The sequence below is a fragment of the Pseudoalteromonas sp. OF5H-5 genome (assembly GCF_021530695.1).
Classification (GTDB): Bacteria; Pseudomonadota; Gammaproteobacteria; order Enterobacterales; family Alteromonadaceae; genus Pseudoalteromonas.
This window is the reverse complement of record NZ_JAKGBF010000005.1, coordinates 258,855-273,313: the sequence shown is the minus strand read 5'-3', so window position 1 is coordinate 273,313 and position 14,459 is coordinate 258,855. Positions and strand designations below refer to the sequence as shown.

Below are 14,459 nucleotides of genomic sequence, written 5' to 3'. Positions count from 1 at the left end.
AGGAACAAACCATGTCTGAATTTATTAAATCTAAAGCAGCAATCGCTTGGGGCCCAGGTCAACCGCTTAGTATTGAAGAAGTTGATGTTATGCCACCGAAAAAAGGCGAAGTCTTAGTTAAAATCACCGCAACAGGCGTATGTCATACCGATGCTTTCACTTTGTCTGGCGACGATCCTGAAGGCGTATTCCCAGCAATCTTAGGTCATGAAGGTGCAGGTATTGTTGAAGCGATTGGTGAAGGCGTTACTAGCGTTGCCGTTGGCGACCATGTGATCCCATTGTACACACCGGAATGTGGCGAATGTAAGTTCTGTAAGTCTGGTAAAACGAACCTTTGTCAGCAGATCCGTGAAACCCAAGGTAAAGGCTTGATGCCTGATGGCACAACCCGCTTTTATAAAGACGGCCAACCAATTTATCACTACATGGGCACGTCAACGTTCTCTGAGTACACTGTGCTGCCAGAAATCTCTTTGGCTAAAGTAAACAAAGCAGCGCCTCTTGAGGAGATCTGTTTGCTTGGCTGTGGTGTCACCACAGGAATGGGCGCAGTAATGAATACCGCTAAAGTGCAAAAAGGCGATACCGTCGCCATTTTCGGCCTAGGTGGTATCGGCTTGTCCGCTATCATTGGCGCGGCAATGGCTGGCGCGAGTCGGATCATCGGTATCGACATCAATGAAGATAAGTTTGAGCTGGCGACAAAGCTTGGGGCAACCGATCTTATCAACCCGAAAGACTTCGACAAACCTATCCAAGAAGTGATCGTTGAAATGACCGATGGCGGTGTGGATTTCTCGTTCGAATGTATCGGTAACGTAGATGTTATGAGAAGTGCCCTTGAGTGCTGTCACAAAGGTTGGGGTGAGTCTGTCATCATCGGTGTTGCAGGCGCTGGACAAGAGATTTCAACACGTCCATTCCAATTGGTTACCGGTCGCGTATGGCGCGGCAGTGCTTTTGGTGGCGTAAAAGGTCGCTCAGAGCTTCCTGAGATTGTTGAACGCTATATGGCTGGTGAATTCAAACTCAATGACTTTATCACTCATACCATGAAGCTCGAAGATATTAATGAAGCCTTTGATTTAATGCATGACGGCAAGAGTATCCGCTCAGTGATCCATTACTAGTACCCGCTCAAGGACGCACAGGTTGCGTCCTATTTCGCTTAATTAAGGAGCACTTGATGGAACTGATTTCCAGCAACAAAGTATCCGGCGGTTGGCATAAGCGCTACACACATACCAGCCAGTCGACACAGTGTGAAATGACCTTCGCCATTTTTTTACCTGAAATTGTCAACGAGGGACAACAAGTCCCGGTTTTATATTGGCTCTCAGGGTTAACCTGCAGCGATGAAAACTTCATGCAAAAAGCAGGCGCGTTTAAAAAAGCCAACGAGCTTGGTATCGCTATTGTCGCGCCAGATACAAGCCCGCGTGGAGAAGGCGTTGCAGATGATGAAAATGGCGCTTATGACTTTGGTCTAGGTGCGGGGTTTTACGTCAATGCGACACAGGCACCGTATAGTCAACATTATCAAATGTATGACTACGTGACCGAAGAGCTGCCCCAGTTAATCGAAGCGCACTTCCCTGTTAGTCCGCAAAAAGCCATTAGTGGTCACTCCATGGGGGGGCATGGTGCGTTAATTATTGGGCTTAGAAACCCTGATGCCTATACGAGTATCTCAGCGTTTAGTCCAATCGTGAACCCAAGTAACTGCCCCTGGGGTCAAAAAGCGCTAACAGGATATTTAGGGGACGACAAACAGCGCTGGCAACAATATGACGCGACCGAATTATTGTCGCACTATGTTAGTCCAACGAAACGTCCGATACTCATTGAGCAAGGTTCAAGTGACCAGTTTTTAGACGAGCAGTTAAAGCCTTGGTTATTCGAACAAGCTGCAGAAAAAGCAGGCTACCCTATCACGCTAAACATGCATGAAGGTTACGATCATAGCTATTTCTTTATCTCGAGTTTTATTGAAAGTCATCTTGAGTTTCATGCTAACTATATGAAATGAGCCTGACTGCCGCTTGCGCTTTGAGCACTAAGCTAAAAATAAAAAAGGCGTACTCCCTGTACGCCTTGCTTGCTTAACATTATTCTTGGTATCAAATCATCAGATTAAATCGCCGTATGGATTCGTTGGGCAAAGCTGTATACTTTGCTCGAACCCAGGAATGGCTAACTCTTGCTGACTTAAATTCAATTCAGACTCATCAATCATGCCATTGCCAAAACGGTAAATGAGTTCGTACTGACCATAATCGGCCGCTTGCTGATATGCAATTTGCCTTTGTGTTGTAATGGCAAGTTGTTGCTCATAATTTGCAAACTCAGCTTGGCTATAGCGCTTGCTTAGTAGCTGCTTCGTGAGCTTTGGAGAAAGTACAGTTGCCGTTGCATTGTTGCCGCCAAAGCCCTTGGAGTTTATAAAGGCGATATCCATTGGCTCGCACTCATAGTGCTCGGTACGAATATCTAAATGCTCGGCGTGAACATCTTCTGCTACTGCATTGATTGTGGTGATCCCGGGCATAATATTGTATTCGAACACCCCAAGTGCCATCGCAAGCTGGTCGCCAGACGCTGGCGCTATAGTATGACCAACATATGCTTTTGGCGCCGCCACTTTCCAACCATTAATCGCAAAGGTCTCTGCGATTTTGTGGTAGATAAGCGACTCAGTGACCCGGTTTTGTGGTGTGCTTGAGCCATGTGCCAAAATAAAGCTGCGTTTTATTAAAGCCTCTGTGCCTGCGATTTGCTGAGCCAGCGCGACCGATTTTGCCATGGTAATATAGTTACCAGGTCCAGGTGCCGTAATCGACTTTTTCACGCCGTCTGCATTGACATATACGTCAGCAACCGAGCCCATGATCTGCGCGCCTAGTTCAATTGCTAAGGCGTCATCCATCAAAATCGCCACTTGTGCCCCTTCACCAATTGTAAAGCCACAGTTTTCACCAAAAGGACGACTTGTTTTGCGATAATCTACATGCTCAGTACCATCAAGTTTACGCAAACCTTCTTCATTTGCGAGTGCGCCCATATTACCGAAGCCTTCGATGATCTCTGGTGTAATGGCACACTCAACACTGGCTACAATCGCCACTCGAGTACGGCCAGCCTGAATATCATTCACTGCAGCGCGGAGGTTATATAGAAACGTCGCACAGGCACCTGATGTCGTAAATGTTGTGCCAACGCTACCAGTAACATAAGCATTGATAAAGTCAGTGGACATGGTGTTGAGTCCTAGCGCTAACTGCTTAGTGCTTACTCGGTCGCCACGCAAACGACTACGTACTAATCCACCTAAGCCCTCATCATTCATTTGCCCTGCCACAGAGGCGGAGTAAGTGCCGATTTGGTCCGGTCGCACGCTGTTCATTACCTTGTCCCACTCAAGACCCGTTGAGCGGATAGCGTCGGTTGCAGCAAAAATCGTCGCCTGAAGACCGCGTGGTTGGTAACGGCTGTTATACATGAGTGACGGCTCAAAGCCTGTTGGTAATTGACCTGCGGCTTTAATTGGATTGTCTCTATAGCTATCGTGCTTAACTTCAATCTGGTCCGCAATGGTTACTTCAACCGTTTTTGGATCAAGCTCAATCACTTGCCAAGCTGCAGGAACAGGCTCTGGTAAGTCACGTTTACGACAACTGAATACTATCTTGCTATCATCATTTGCTTTCATTGTGAGCTTTTGCTGCCAAGGGGTCGCATCTACATCAAAATGGTTTTTTTCGATTTTACGGATCAACGTTCCCGCTAAGATCTGCTCACCAAAACGCGACTCAATCTCCATCTCTTGAACGACTTGGTCGTTTTGGTCAATCAGCTGGCCATCTTCATAACGCACTAAGTTCATTAAACTCGCAAGGCCCAAATAGGTCTCTTGTCGGTCTTTAGCATTTAGCTTATCAAGTACAATACGTTTGTAGCCTTGATGGAAAGAGGTGCGCCCCGCGGCGTTAATTCCCCCCATTCCTATAATAATTGGCAATGCTGTCATGTCGTTCCTACTTCTGAACTAAGATAATGACTTGATTTTAATTGCATTCGAATTTAAGTTTTTACAAAATACGCCACATATAAATCATTTTTCGCCAAAATTAAGAGGTCGGAGCAGATGAAATCCTATACTAAGGTCGCCATTGTGCTTTACAAGCATATGCTCGTTACCAGTGTCACCTTACCGCTGGAAATGCTCAAAGCCGGACAAGCCTTTGCTAAAGTACATCTAAAAGAGGCTTATGTTCCTTTAGAAGTTCTCCTTTGCAGCAGCCAAGGCGAGGCGGTCAACGCCGATAATTACCTGACACTTGAGGCACAAAGTGACTTTAGCTCATTGCCTTTATATGACTACATTATTGTGCCAAGTATATGGCGAAATCCAAGACCTATTGTAAGACAAAACCAAGCGCTGAGTGAGTCACTTGCGGATGCATGGGGAGCAGGAAGCACACTGATAGGTGTTGGTACAGGTGTTTGCTTTTTAGCAAGTTCAGGCCTGCTTGACGGGCATTCAGCAACGACCCACTGGCATTTTGCCAAACAATTTTCTCAGCTATACCCCAATGTTGAATTAAAACCGGATTACTTTATCACTCAATCAGAGCGGATCTACACTGTAGCCAGCTTAAATGCGCTGGCTGATGTTATTGTACATATTATTGAACTACTGTACGGGATAGATGCCGCACACCATGTGCAGCAAAACTTTTCTCATGAAATTCGTAAACCATACGAAGAACAGCGCTATTTAGAAGGGGCTGTGGACCGTCATGCTGACGAGCAAATTGCCGCAATTCTATTTTGGCTGAAAAATAACGCCGCATCGGAAATCTCTTTACCCGCTGTCGCGGCGCAATTTGATTTGAGTTATCGCACCTTTAACCGCCGCTTTAAACAAGCAACAGGACAAACCGCCGTTGCCTACTTGCAACAGGTGCGTATAGAAATGTGTAAAGAGCTACTCGCGAGCAGTAACCTCTCCATTCAAGATATTGCCCTTGCTTCTGGATTTAATTCACAAGGGCAATTAAGTAGAGTATTTAGGCAATTAATGGGAAAGTCACCAAGCACATACCGGGCAATAGTAAGAAAGAAATTGTTCTCGTAGCAACTCGTAGCAAAACGAGAGTAAACTACTCTACAGTATTTGCATCACGGTTAACGTTTGCTGTTGGCCGTTGAAGAAAAACGAAATATCTTCGTCTACCGTTAACCCCTTTAGTCGCTTGCCAAGAGGCGCATCAAACGTTAACACCAACACTGGTGTTTCTTTATATTGGATTTTTAGCCCACCTTCGCAAGGCGCAAAATAGAACCAATGACAGTTGCCCTGCTCGTCTTCAATTTCAACTAGTGCGTTATGTGCAATTGTTTTGCTTACAGCTAGAGCCAACTGATTCAATATTGTTTGTTTTGCCAAATGCATGGCATCAACGCGCTCACTTTGTCCTTCTGCCAAATACCCATATTCGATACTCAACGAGTCATATTGTGTTTCAGCAGCACTTTGTTCATGGGTAGCATCAGCACGTGCACTGTTTGCCGCTTCAGTGGCTTCAATCAGCTTTTGTTCAAGTGCAAACTTGAGATATTCGATAAAAACAGATTTATTCATTGGTAGTTTACAGCTATTGGATGACTGGTAGTAACAGACTGGCCGTTAACGGTTAGCGCCAAACGTAAAATCCAACGCATAGATTTATCCGTGCAAACACCGACCATGGTTTTTGCTATCAGTGTGTTTTTGTCAAAGAACACGGGAATTCTCCCCATGTTCATATTTTCTCCCTCAAGCCATGCCGAAACGACCTCTACTTTAGTCGCACTTTTTAGCCCAATGGTAAATTCTGTTTCCGGTTGAACCTGCTCTGAGCCCAGATAAATCTGCACTTGTGGAGTCAAATCACAGGGCGTTGAAAAATTACAGACATTTCTTGTTACTGAACTTTCACTTTTTTCTGAACTTTCATGTATAATAATAGTCGGGTCTGAACAGGCCACGAGGAAAACACCTAGCAACCCGATTGTTAATTGCTTTGCAATCATGAGGGATTTACCGTCACTTCTGAATCCTGCGCAGTGTACGCAAGTTTCAGGGCAAATGCTAGGTTGCTTAAGAAGCGAACAAAAAGCGCCTGAAAACTTGATTGATGTCATAATTTTAGGCGTTTTAGGTATCTTTTCATAAGCAAAAAAATTATCATTTCCTCGCAAAAATAAAGGTTTCTCGGGCTGGTTAGGTTTTCACTCATCTTTTGAGTTAAAACATGACGGGCTTGAAGAAATATAACTAGGGCCTGTAATTCAGGTAATTCATTTCTAATCGCAATAAATTGCAGCGGAATCCAGAAAATGAGCCAAACAGTAGCATCACAAACTGAGTACAATTATAAAGTTGTACGCCAATTCGCTATCATGACAGTGATTTGGGGCATTGTTGGCATGGGTGTAGGTGTATTTATCGCAGCGCAACTTGCGTGGCCTGCGTTAAACTTCGACATTCCATGGTTAACTTACTCTAGACTTCGTCCGTTACACACGAACGCAGTAATCTTTGCATTTGGTACAAGTGCACTATTTGCAACCTCTTACTATGTTGTTCAGCGCACGTGTCAAACGCGCCTGTTCTCTGACAAACTTGCCGCATTTACCTTCTGGGGTTGGCAAGCCATTATCGTATCTGCGGCTATCACGCTTCCTCTGGGCATTACTTCTTCAAAAGAATACGCTGAACTAGAGTGGCCGATTGATATCGCAATCGCGGTAGTATGGGTTACTTATGCTGTAGTATTCTTTGGTACTCTTATCAAGCGTAAAGTGTCACACATCTATGTAGCAAACTGGTTCTACGCTGGTTTCATTATCACTGTTGCAGTGCTTCACATTGTAAACAGTATGGCTATCCCTGTATCACTTACTAAATCTTATTCAATCTACGCAGGTGCAGTAGATGCGATGGTTCAGTGGTGGTATGGTCACAACGCAGTAGGCTTCCTACTTACCGCTGGTTTCTTAGGTATGATGTACTACTTCGTACCAAAACAAGCAGGTCGTCCAGTGTACTCTTACCGTCTATCGGTTGTTCACTTCTGGGCTCTTGTTTCTCTATATATTTGGGCAGGTCCTCACCACCTTCACTACACCGCACTACCTGACTGGACACAGTCTCTAGGTATGGTGATGTCAGTTATCCTATTCGTTCCTTCTTGGGGCGGTATGATCAACGGTATCATGACGCTGTCTGGCGCTTGGCACAAACTACGTACTGACCCAGTACTGCGTTTCTTAGTTGTGTCTCTATCGTTTTACGGTATGTCTACGTTCGAAGGCCCAATGATGGCTATTAAGTCTGTAAATGCGCTTTCACATTACACAGACTGGACAGTAGGTCACGTACACTCTGGTGCACTAGGTTGGGTTGCGATGATTTCTATCGGTGCAATTTACCACCTAATCCCTGCCCTATTTGGTCACGGTAACATGTACAGCATCAAGCTAGTTAACACGCATTTCTGGCTACACACTGTTGGTGTTGTGCTTTATATCGTTGCAATGTGGATCTCTGGTGTTATGCAAGGCCTAATGTGGCGCGCAGTAAATGCTGACGGTACATTAATGTACAGCTTTGTTCAGTCACTAGAAGCTTCTAAGCCTTTCTATATCATGCGATTCCTAGGCGGTGTATTCATCGTAGTTGGTATGCTGGTAATGGCTTACAACGTATTCCGTACGGTTACTGCAAAAAGTGGTCAACTTGCCACTGATGCAAACCCGCAAGTGGCTTAAGGGGTATTGAGTATGAGCAACAATAACTCAACAAACAAACACGAAATCGTTGAAAAGAACGTTGGCCTGATGGCTATCCTAACGGTATTCGCGATTAGCTTCGGTGCACTAGTTGAAATTACTCCACTAATGTTCCAAAAAGATACCACTCAGCCAGTAGAAGGCTTACGCCCGCTTACCGCGCTTGAAATGGAAGGTCGTGACATCTTCGTACGTGAAGGTTGTTACAACTGTCACTCACAGATGGTTCGTCCATTCCGTGATGAAGTTGAGCGCTACGGTCACTACTCTGTAGCCGGTGAGTCAGTATGGGATCACCCATTCCAGTGGGGCTCTAAACGTACAGGTCCAGATTTGGCACGTGTTGGTCAGCGTTATTCTGACGACTGGCACTATGCGCACTTAATGGATCCTCGCTCGGTGGTACCTGAGTCAAACATGCCAGGCTACCCTTGGCTTGATAGCACTAAAGTAGATACCACTTATACTCTGAAAAAATTACAAGTGTTCCGTGATGCATTTGGTATTGATAAGTCGTCAGACCGCTACAATGGCAAAGGCTACGGTGATGATGCTGAACTACAAGCGCAAGTGGATGAAATCCACGCGATGAACGGTGGTGAAGGTGCGACAGAAATGCAAGCACTTATCGCTTACTTACAACAACTTGGCACACATTTGAAGTAATTGTTATGGATTACGGCACATACAGAGGCATTTTGACTCTGGTAATTTTGGTACTGTTTATAGTGATTGTTGTGTGGGCATATAGCAAGCGGTCTAAGCGCCGTTTCGACGACGCTGCTAATGCCATTTTTGAAGATGAGAAAAAACATAACAACACTATCTCTAACGAGGAAAAGGAGTCTGAAAAATGACTAGCTTTTGGAGTATTTGGGTTATCGTACTAACCCTAGCGTGTCTAGCTCTGATTTTCGGCCTGCTAATTTGGAACCTGAAAAACTACACAGGTGTCAAAGAAGGCGAAAGCTGTGGTCACGAGTTCGACGGAATTGAGGAATTAAATAATCCACTACCAAAGTGGTGGACTTACATGTTCTTCGCGACTTTTGTTTGGTCAGTATATTATCTTGCTGCTTACCCAGGTCTTGGTAACTTTAAAGGTTTCTTAAACTGGACGAGCTCTAACCAAGGTATTACTACCTTGGCAGAGTCTAAGAAAGCAGTCGCTGAAGCACATGAAAATGGCCAGTGGGTACAACTTGATAAAGAAGTTGAAGCAGCACAAGACCGTTTTGGCCCTATCTTCCAAGAATTTGCAAAGCAAGACGTACTTGCGCTTGCAAAGAATGAAGAAGCACTTGAAATCGGTCAACGTTTATTCTCGCAAAACTGTGCTCAGTGTCATGGCTCTGATGCTCGTGGTGGCGCAGGCTTCCCTAACCTAACTGATAAAGACTGGTTATATGGTGGCACGCCTGACAAGATCAAAGAAACACTGCTTAACGGTCGTGTTGCAGCGATGCCAGCTTGGCAAGATGCACTTGGTGATCAAGGCGTAAAAGAAATGACTGCTTATGTACTAAGCCTTTCTGGACGTACTGTTAACCAAAAAGATGCTGAAGCAGGTAAAGCTAAGTTTGCAATGTGTGCAGCTTGTCATGGTATGGATGGTAAAGGTTCTGTTGCACATAACCTGCCGTTCGGTGCACCAAACTTAACCGATAATATCTGGCTATACGGTGGTTCTCAACGCGCAGTTGAAGACACACTTCGCCACGGTCGTGCGGGTGTTATGCCAGCATGGAAAGATATCTTAGGTGAAGATAAAGTACACCTTCTAACAGCGTATGTTTATAGCTTGTCACAAGACCAATAAGCTTAGCTTTTAGAACATTATTTGAGATCAAAAAAGCCTCCATTTGGAGGCTTTTTTTTAGGTATTTACCGCAACTTACGGTAGAATACGAGCAAGTTTTATAGCCATGTGAGCAACTATGAACCCTACCCCTTGGTATAAGAATTTTTGGCCTTGGTTTTTAATTTTTTTCCCACTCGTTACTGTCGTTGCCTGTGTTTTTCTCATCACGTTTGCAGTCGGTAATGGTCCTGATATGGTCGTTGATGACTACTACAAAAAAGGTAAAGCAATCAATCTAGAGCTGAGTAAGTTTGATAAAGCAAAAGCGCTCTATTTACATGGTGACCTGCAAGTAGCAGAGCAAAAAGTCACCTTTAAATTTACCAAGGGCGACGCTTCTAAAGTTCATGCATTAAAGCTTTCGTTTTACCACCGCACTATTGAGAAATACGATTTTGCAGTCACGCTGACTAAAAACGCCAGCGGCGAGTTTACGGGTTTATTTGATGAACCACATAGCGGTGTGTTCACGGTATTTATAGAGCCTATGGACAACAGTTGGAAAATGAAAGAAAAAATCCAACTGCCACATGATGGTATTATCGCGGTCACTCCACAGTATAAGTAAGCTGCCATGGCAAATTCGTGTTTTCATTGTTTGGAGCCTATTCCTAAAGGGTTTGTAGGCTCGGTTACCTTTGAGGGTAGCGCACAACCGGTTTGCTGTATTGGCTGTCAGGCCGTTGCCGAAACCATTATTTCTCAAGGTATGAGTGACTACTATACTTACCGCACAGAAAGTGCAGGTAAAGTTGAAGAGCTTGTACCTGAACAACTCAAAATGCTACTCAGCTATGATAACGACGAGATCCAAGAGGACTTCGTCGAAATTAGCGGAGAACATAAAGAGGTACTGCTCAGTGTTGAAGGAATAAGCTGCGCCGCTTGTGCTTGGCTTATCGAAAAGCAACTGCTGGCGCTCGGTGGTATCGTTCGTGTTGATGTTAACACCTCCACTCACCGCGCCATGATTGTATGGCAAGATAAACACGTTAAGCTTAGCGATATCATTAAATCTTTGATGGAAATCGGCTATAAGGCCTACCCATTTCAAGCCGATGAAGAAGCTGCACAGAAACAAGCCGTAGCGAAAGCATACATCCGTCGTTTAGGCGTTGCTGGCCTCATGACTATGCAAGTGATGATGTTTGCATTTGCCATGTACTTTGGCATGTTTTCAGGCATGGAAGAGAACTTTGAACAGTACTTTCGTTGGATAAGTCTCGTGCTTGCCTCTCCTGTTATTCTGTATTCAGCGATGCCATTTTTAACGAATGCGGTTAAAGGGCTGAAAGCTAAACAACTGAATATGGATCTCCCTGTTTCACTTGCTATATTCGGAGCTTACGGCGCCAGTACTTACGCGACTTTTATGGAAGTCGGCGAAGTCTATTTTGAATCCATCTGTATGTTTACCTTCTTGCTGTTGTTAGGTAAATACCTTGAGTTCAGGGCCAGATTAAAAGCCAGTGAGTTTACTGCAAACCTGCAAAAGCTGCTGCCATTGACCGCCAGAAAGGTTGATGAGAATAACAATGAGCAACATATTGCCGCCAAAAAGCTAAAACTGAACGATCTGATATTAGTTAAGGCTGGAGAAACTATCCCTGCGGATGGCTTAGTGATCAAAGGCCATACCACAGTTGATGAGTCGATGATGACAGGCGAACATTTGCCAGTTAAGAAATATCAAGGCCATCAAGTGTATGCTGGAACCGTGAATCACGACGGTATAATTACGTTAGAGATCAATAAAATTGGGCAAAATACCCTGCTCAACCAAATTATTCGACTGCAACATAACGCACTTACCAAACGCCCTAAGTTGGTGGAAATCACCGATAAAGTCGCGCAGTGGTTTGTTGCCTGTCTATTAGTTTTTGCCTCAATTACCGCCATCGGCTGGTATCCCATTTCACCAGATAAGGCTTTTTGGGTCACGATTTCGGTGCTAGTAGCAACCTGCCCTTGTGCATTGAGCCTAGCTATACCCACCGCGCTGACTTGCGCCGTGGCGTCACTTACAAAGAAAGGGATCTTGATTAAAGAGGCCCATGTATTAGAAACGGCAACCAAATTAACGCGTGTTGCCTTTGACAAAACAGGCACACTGACCGAAGGCCGTTTCTCAATCAAACATATCGAATTGCTACAAACTGACTATAACGAGCAACAAGTCTTGGATTTTGCAGCAGCGTTAGAGCGGTTTTCTGAGCACCCTATCGCTCGCGCATTTGCACATATCACCCCAACCGAAAACCTAGTCCAAGATGTTGAAGTTGTGTCTGGTTCAGGTATCCGTGGTCACTGGCAAGGAATCACTATTGCCCTTGGGAAAAGCCATTGGTTTGATAACCACGCGTCATTTGCTCAAGCAACCTTGTTCATTGATAACAACGCAGTCGCTGACTTTTACTTCAATGACAAAGTAAAAAGCAATGCAGAAACAGTTGTTGAACAGTTACAACAAGCGGGCCTTACATGCCATATGCTAACTGGGGATAGCTCCAATGCAGGTAAAGAGTTATCGCAGCAGTTAGCATTAGATAGCTACCAAAGCGCTTGCACACCAGAGATTAAGCAACAAGCCGTTGAGGCTTGGTCCAAACAAGGCGAGATTGTCGCTATGGTAGGTGATGGCATCAACGATAGCCCAGTATTCAATAGCGCTCACTTGTCAGTTGCGATGGATACCGGCGCTGATATCTCAAAAAATACCGCTGATGTAGTGTTGTTAAATAGCGATTTGAATGCCATTCTAGCCCTTCAGCAAGTAGCGAAACAAACGCGCAGAATAGTAAAGCAAAACTTAACCATATCACTTTTGTATAACGGCTCCATTTTGCCACTCGCTGCACTTGGCCTTATTCCACCTTGGATAGCAGTTATTGGCATGTCAGCCAGCTCGATCATCGTGATCGGTAATTCATTAAGGTTATTAAAGCTATGAGTATCATCTACGTATTAATACCTATCGCCATTTTATTCGTCATTATTGCTATTGGTATTTTCTTTTGGGCAGTAAAAAGCGAACAATTTTCAGATTTGAATAAACAGGGCCACAGCATCTTATTCGATGATGATAAAGCGCAAACGGGTGATAAGTCCGTAAAACCATCAAATGACAAAAGTAATAACGACAACTAGCATGAATGAGATAAGCTTGCTGAGTGCATTTGTGATGGGGCTTGCGGGAAGTGGCCACTGCTTGGTGATGTGTGGCAGTATTGCCAGCTCGCTACAACTGGCGAGCAAGCAACTTTCTGCGGTGGTTGTTACCCTGTTGTATAATATCGGACGTATCTCCAGCTATGCGCTTGCTGGCAGCCTTGTTGCCCTACTCGGGGCAAGTCTCGCCAAGCAAAACACATCTCTCGCCATTATATTACAATTGATGAGTGGTATTTTTATGGTGCTTGTCGCTATCTACGTAATGCGCTTAGCCAGTACCTTAAAATGGCTAGAGTCGTTTGCTAAAAGCTTAATTTGGCAACATATTGTTAAGCTCAATCGCTACTTAGTCCCGGTCAACACAAAAACCAAAGCATTTTGCTACGGCGCCTTATGGGGCTGGCTACCCTGTGGCCTAGTTTATTCGGCTTTAACATGGACATTACAAGCGAGATCAGCAACTGAAGGCGCACTCATTATGCTCGCCTTTGGTGTCGGCACAATGCCTGCAATGATTGTAATAGGACAATCGGCTCAGCTGCTACAAAAGTTTATAAATCATTTAGTTACACGTATTATTATGGGTAATTTATTGATTTGGTATGGTGTTTATTTAATTATTATTGCAACTGATAAGTTAGTACATTAACCTATCCTTATCTAAGCAAACTCATCATTTAAGATTATTGGTTAGCGCTTTGAGATTAGGAGCTCCAATTGATAACCAAATTTTCTTTTGCGTGTCATATGAGTTTGTGGCGATCTGTAGTACCAAAGCCGTTATGCTTTGTACTAGGTTGCCTTCACGTGCGTCATAGACTTATGGAAATTTTATGGACTTAAGTAATCAAAACCGCTCAAAGAGCCAATGCACAATCAGCTGCAATAATTGCAGTATCAGTCAACTTTGTCTCCCATTTTCGCTCAATGGCAGTGAAATGGACAAGCTAGATGAGATCATTGAACGTAAAAAGCCGCTTCATAAAGGAGATTTTCTTTTCGAGTCAGGTGCGCCATTAAATGCTATCTTTGCCGTTCGTTCCGGCTCATTTAAAAGCTACACACTGTCTGAACAAGGTGATGAGCAGATCACAGGATTTCACCTTGCGGGCGATCTTGTGGGTTTTGATGCCATTAATAAAATGCAGCACCAAAGCTTCGCACAAGCTTTAGAAACCTCTATGGTATGCGAAATCCCTTTTGACACCCTTGATGAGTTAGCTGGTAAGCTGCCAAAACTGCGCCAACAGATCATGCGATTAATGAGCAGTGAAATCAATTACGACCAAGAAATGTTGTTATTACTGAATAAAAAGACTGCTGAAGAACGCTTAGCAACTTTTATCTATAACCTTTCAAATCGCTTTGGCGAGCGTGGTTTTTCTCGTAAAGAATTCCGCTTTACGATGACGCGCGGTGAAATTGGTAACTACTTGGGTCTTACTGTAGAAACCATTAGTCGTTTACTCAGCCGTTTCCAAAAAGCTGGAACAATAAAGGTCGAAGGCAAGTTCATTACCATTATTGATGCTGCAGCCCTAGCTGAAACAGCCGCGATTGCATCTTGATTTAGAACAAACTATTTATC

The 14,459-nt window shown here is 44.3% G+C and carries 15 protein-coding genes; 12 read left to right on the top strand and 3 right to left on the bottom strand.

Annotation, left to right across the window (positions count from 1 at the left end; translation table 11 throughout):
* Positions 1-11: 11 nt before the first annotated feature.
* Both L1271_RS09985 and fghA read left to right on the top strand, forming a co-directional pair.
* Positions 12-1,133, top strand: a complete 1,122-nt coding sequence (locus L1271_RS09985; RefSeq protein ID WP_102056964.1) for an S-(hydroxymethyl)glutathione dehydrogenase/class III alcohol dehydrogenase — start codon at positions 12-14, stop codon at positions 1,131-1,133.
* A gap of 56 nt (positions 1,134-1,189) precedes the next feature.
* The gene (fghA, locus tag L1271_RS09980; protein ID WP_235367739.1) at positions 1,190-2,032 is read left to right on the top strand and encodes an S-formylglutathione hydrolase; all 843 of its coding nucleotides are present in this window, start codon (positions 1,190-1,192) and stop codon (positions 2,030-2,032) included.
* Positions 2,033-2,131: 99 nt separating this feature from the next.
* Here the strand turns inward: fghA and L1271_RS09975 are convergent, their stop codons facing one another.
* Positions 2,132-4,030 (bottom strand): beta-ketoacyl synthase, encoded by a 1,899-nt coding sequence (locus tag L1271_RS09975; RefSeq protein ID WP_227387057.1) that lies wholly within the window; start codon positions 4,028-4,030, stop codon positions 2,132-2,134.
* A 117-nt stretch (positions 4,031-4,147) separates the two neighbouring features.
* Here L1271_RS09975 and L1271_RS09970 point away from each other — a divergent pair, with 117 nt between their 5' ends.
* Entirely contained in the window at positions 4,148-5,140 is a 993-nt protein-coding gene (locus L1271_RS09970) for a GlxA family transcriptional regulator (protein ID WP_010605009.1), read from the top strand.
* Positions 5,141-5,170: 30 nt separating this feature from the next.
* Here the strand turns inward: L1271_RS09970 and L1271_RS09965 are convergent, their stop codons facing one another.
* Both L1271_RS09965 and L1271_RS09960 read right to left on the bottom strand, forming a co-directional pair.
* The gene (locus L1271_RS09965) at positions 5,171-5,647 is read right to left on the bottom strand and encodes a transcription elongation factor GreAB (protein WP_227387056.1); all 477 of its coding nucleotides are present in this window, start codon (positions 5,645-5,647) and stop codon (positions 5,171-5,173) included.
* Positions 5,644-6,078, bottom strand: coding sequence for a hypothetical protein (locus tag L1271_RS09960; RefSeq protein ID WP_010605011.1), 435 nt, complete (start codon positions 6,076-6,078; stop codon positions 5,644-5,646). The genes L1271_RS09965 and L1271_RS09960 overlap by 4 nt, the downstream gene beginning before the upstream one ends.
* A gap of 306 nt (positions 6,079-6,384) precedes the next feature.
* Here L1271_RS09960 and ccoN point away from each other — a divergent pair, with 306 nt between their 5' ends.
* The 9 genes from ccoN (at position 6,385) to L1271_RS09915 (ending at position 14,439) form a co-directional block, all read left to right on the top strand.
* Positions 6,385-7,818, top strand: coding sequence for a cytochrome-c oxidase, cbb3-type subunit I (ccoN, locus tag L1271_RS09955; protein WP_010373997.1), 1,434 nt, complete (start codon positions 6,385-6,387; stop codon positions 7,816-7,818).
* A gap of 12 nt (positions 7,819-7,830) precedes the next feature.
* A complete protein-coding gene (ccoO, locus tag L1271_RS09950; RefSeq protein WP_010373994.1) occupies positions 7,831-8,505 on the top strand; it encodes a cytochrome-c oxidase, cbb3-type subunit II in 675 nt (224 codons plus the stop codon).
* Between the two features lie 5 nt (positions 8,506-8,510).
* A complete protein-coding gene (locus L1271_RS09945; protein WP_010373992.1) occupies positions 8,511-8,696 on the top strand; it encodes a cbb3-type cytochrome oxidase subunit 3 in 186 nt (61 codons plus the stop codon).
* The gene (gene ccoP / locus L1271_RS09940) at positions 8,693-9,658 is read left to right on the top strand and encodes a cytochrome-c oxidase, cbb3-type subunit III (RefSeq protein WP_102056969.1); all 966 of its coding nucleotides are present in this window, start codon (positions 8,693-8,695) and stop codon (positions 9,656-9,658) included. Before L1271_RS09945 ends, ccoP begins: the two co-directional genes overlap by 4 nt.
* Before the next feature lie 118 nt (positions 9,659-9,776).
* Complete coding sequence (locus L1271_RS09935) at positions 9,777-10,268, top strand: FixH family protein (protein ID WP_010605013.1); 492 nt, start codon at positions 9,777-9,779, stop codon at positions 10,266-10,268.
* Positions 10,269-10,274: 6 nt separating this feature from the next.
* Positions 10,275-12,650 (top strand): heavy metal translocating P-type ATPase, encoded by a 2,376-nt coding sequence (locus tag L1271_RS09930; RefSeq protein ID WP_235367738.1) that lies wholly within the window; start codon positions 10,275-10,277, stop codon positions 12,648-12,650.
* Positions 12,647-12,847, top strand: a complete 201-nt coding sequence (gene ccoS, locus L1271_RS09925; RefSeq protein ID WP_102056971.1) for a cbb3-type cytochrome oxidase assembly protein CcoS — start codon at positions 12,647-12,649, stop codon at positions 12,845-12,847. Before L1271_RS09930 ends, ccoS begins: the two co-directional genes overlap by 4 nt.
* Position 12,848: 1 nt before the next feature.
* Positions 12,849-13,520, top strand: coding sequence for a sulfite exporter TauE/SafE family protein (locus L1271_RS09920; protein ID WP_102056972.1), 672 nt, complete (start codon positions 12,849-12,851; stop codon positions 13,518-13,520).
* Positions 13,521-13,704: 184 nt separating this feature from the next.
* The gene (locus L1271_RS09915) at positions 13,705-14,439 is read left to right on the top strand and encodes an FNR family transcription factor (RefSeq protein ID WP_010373979.1); all 735 of its coding nucleotides are present in this window, start codon (positions 13,705-13,707) and stop codon (positions 14,437-14,439) included.
* Positions 14,440-14,459: the final 20 nt, after the last annotated feature.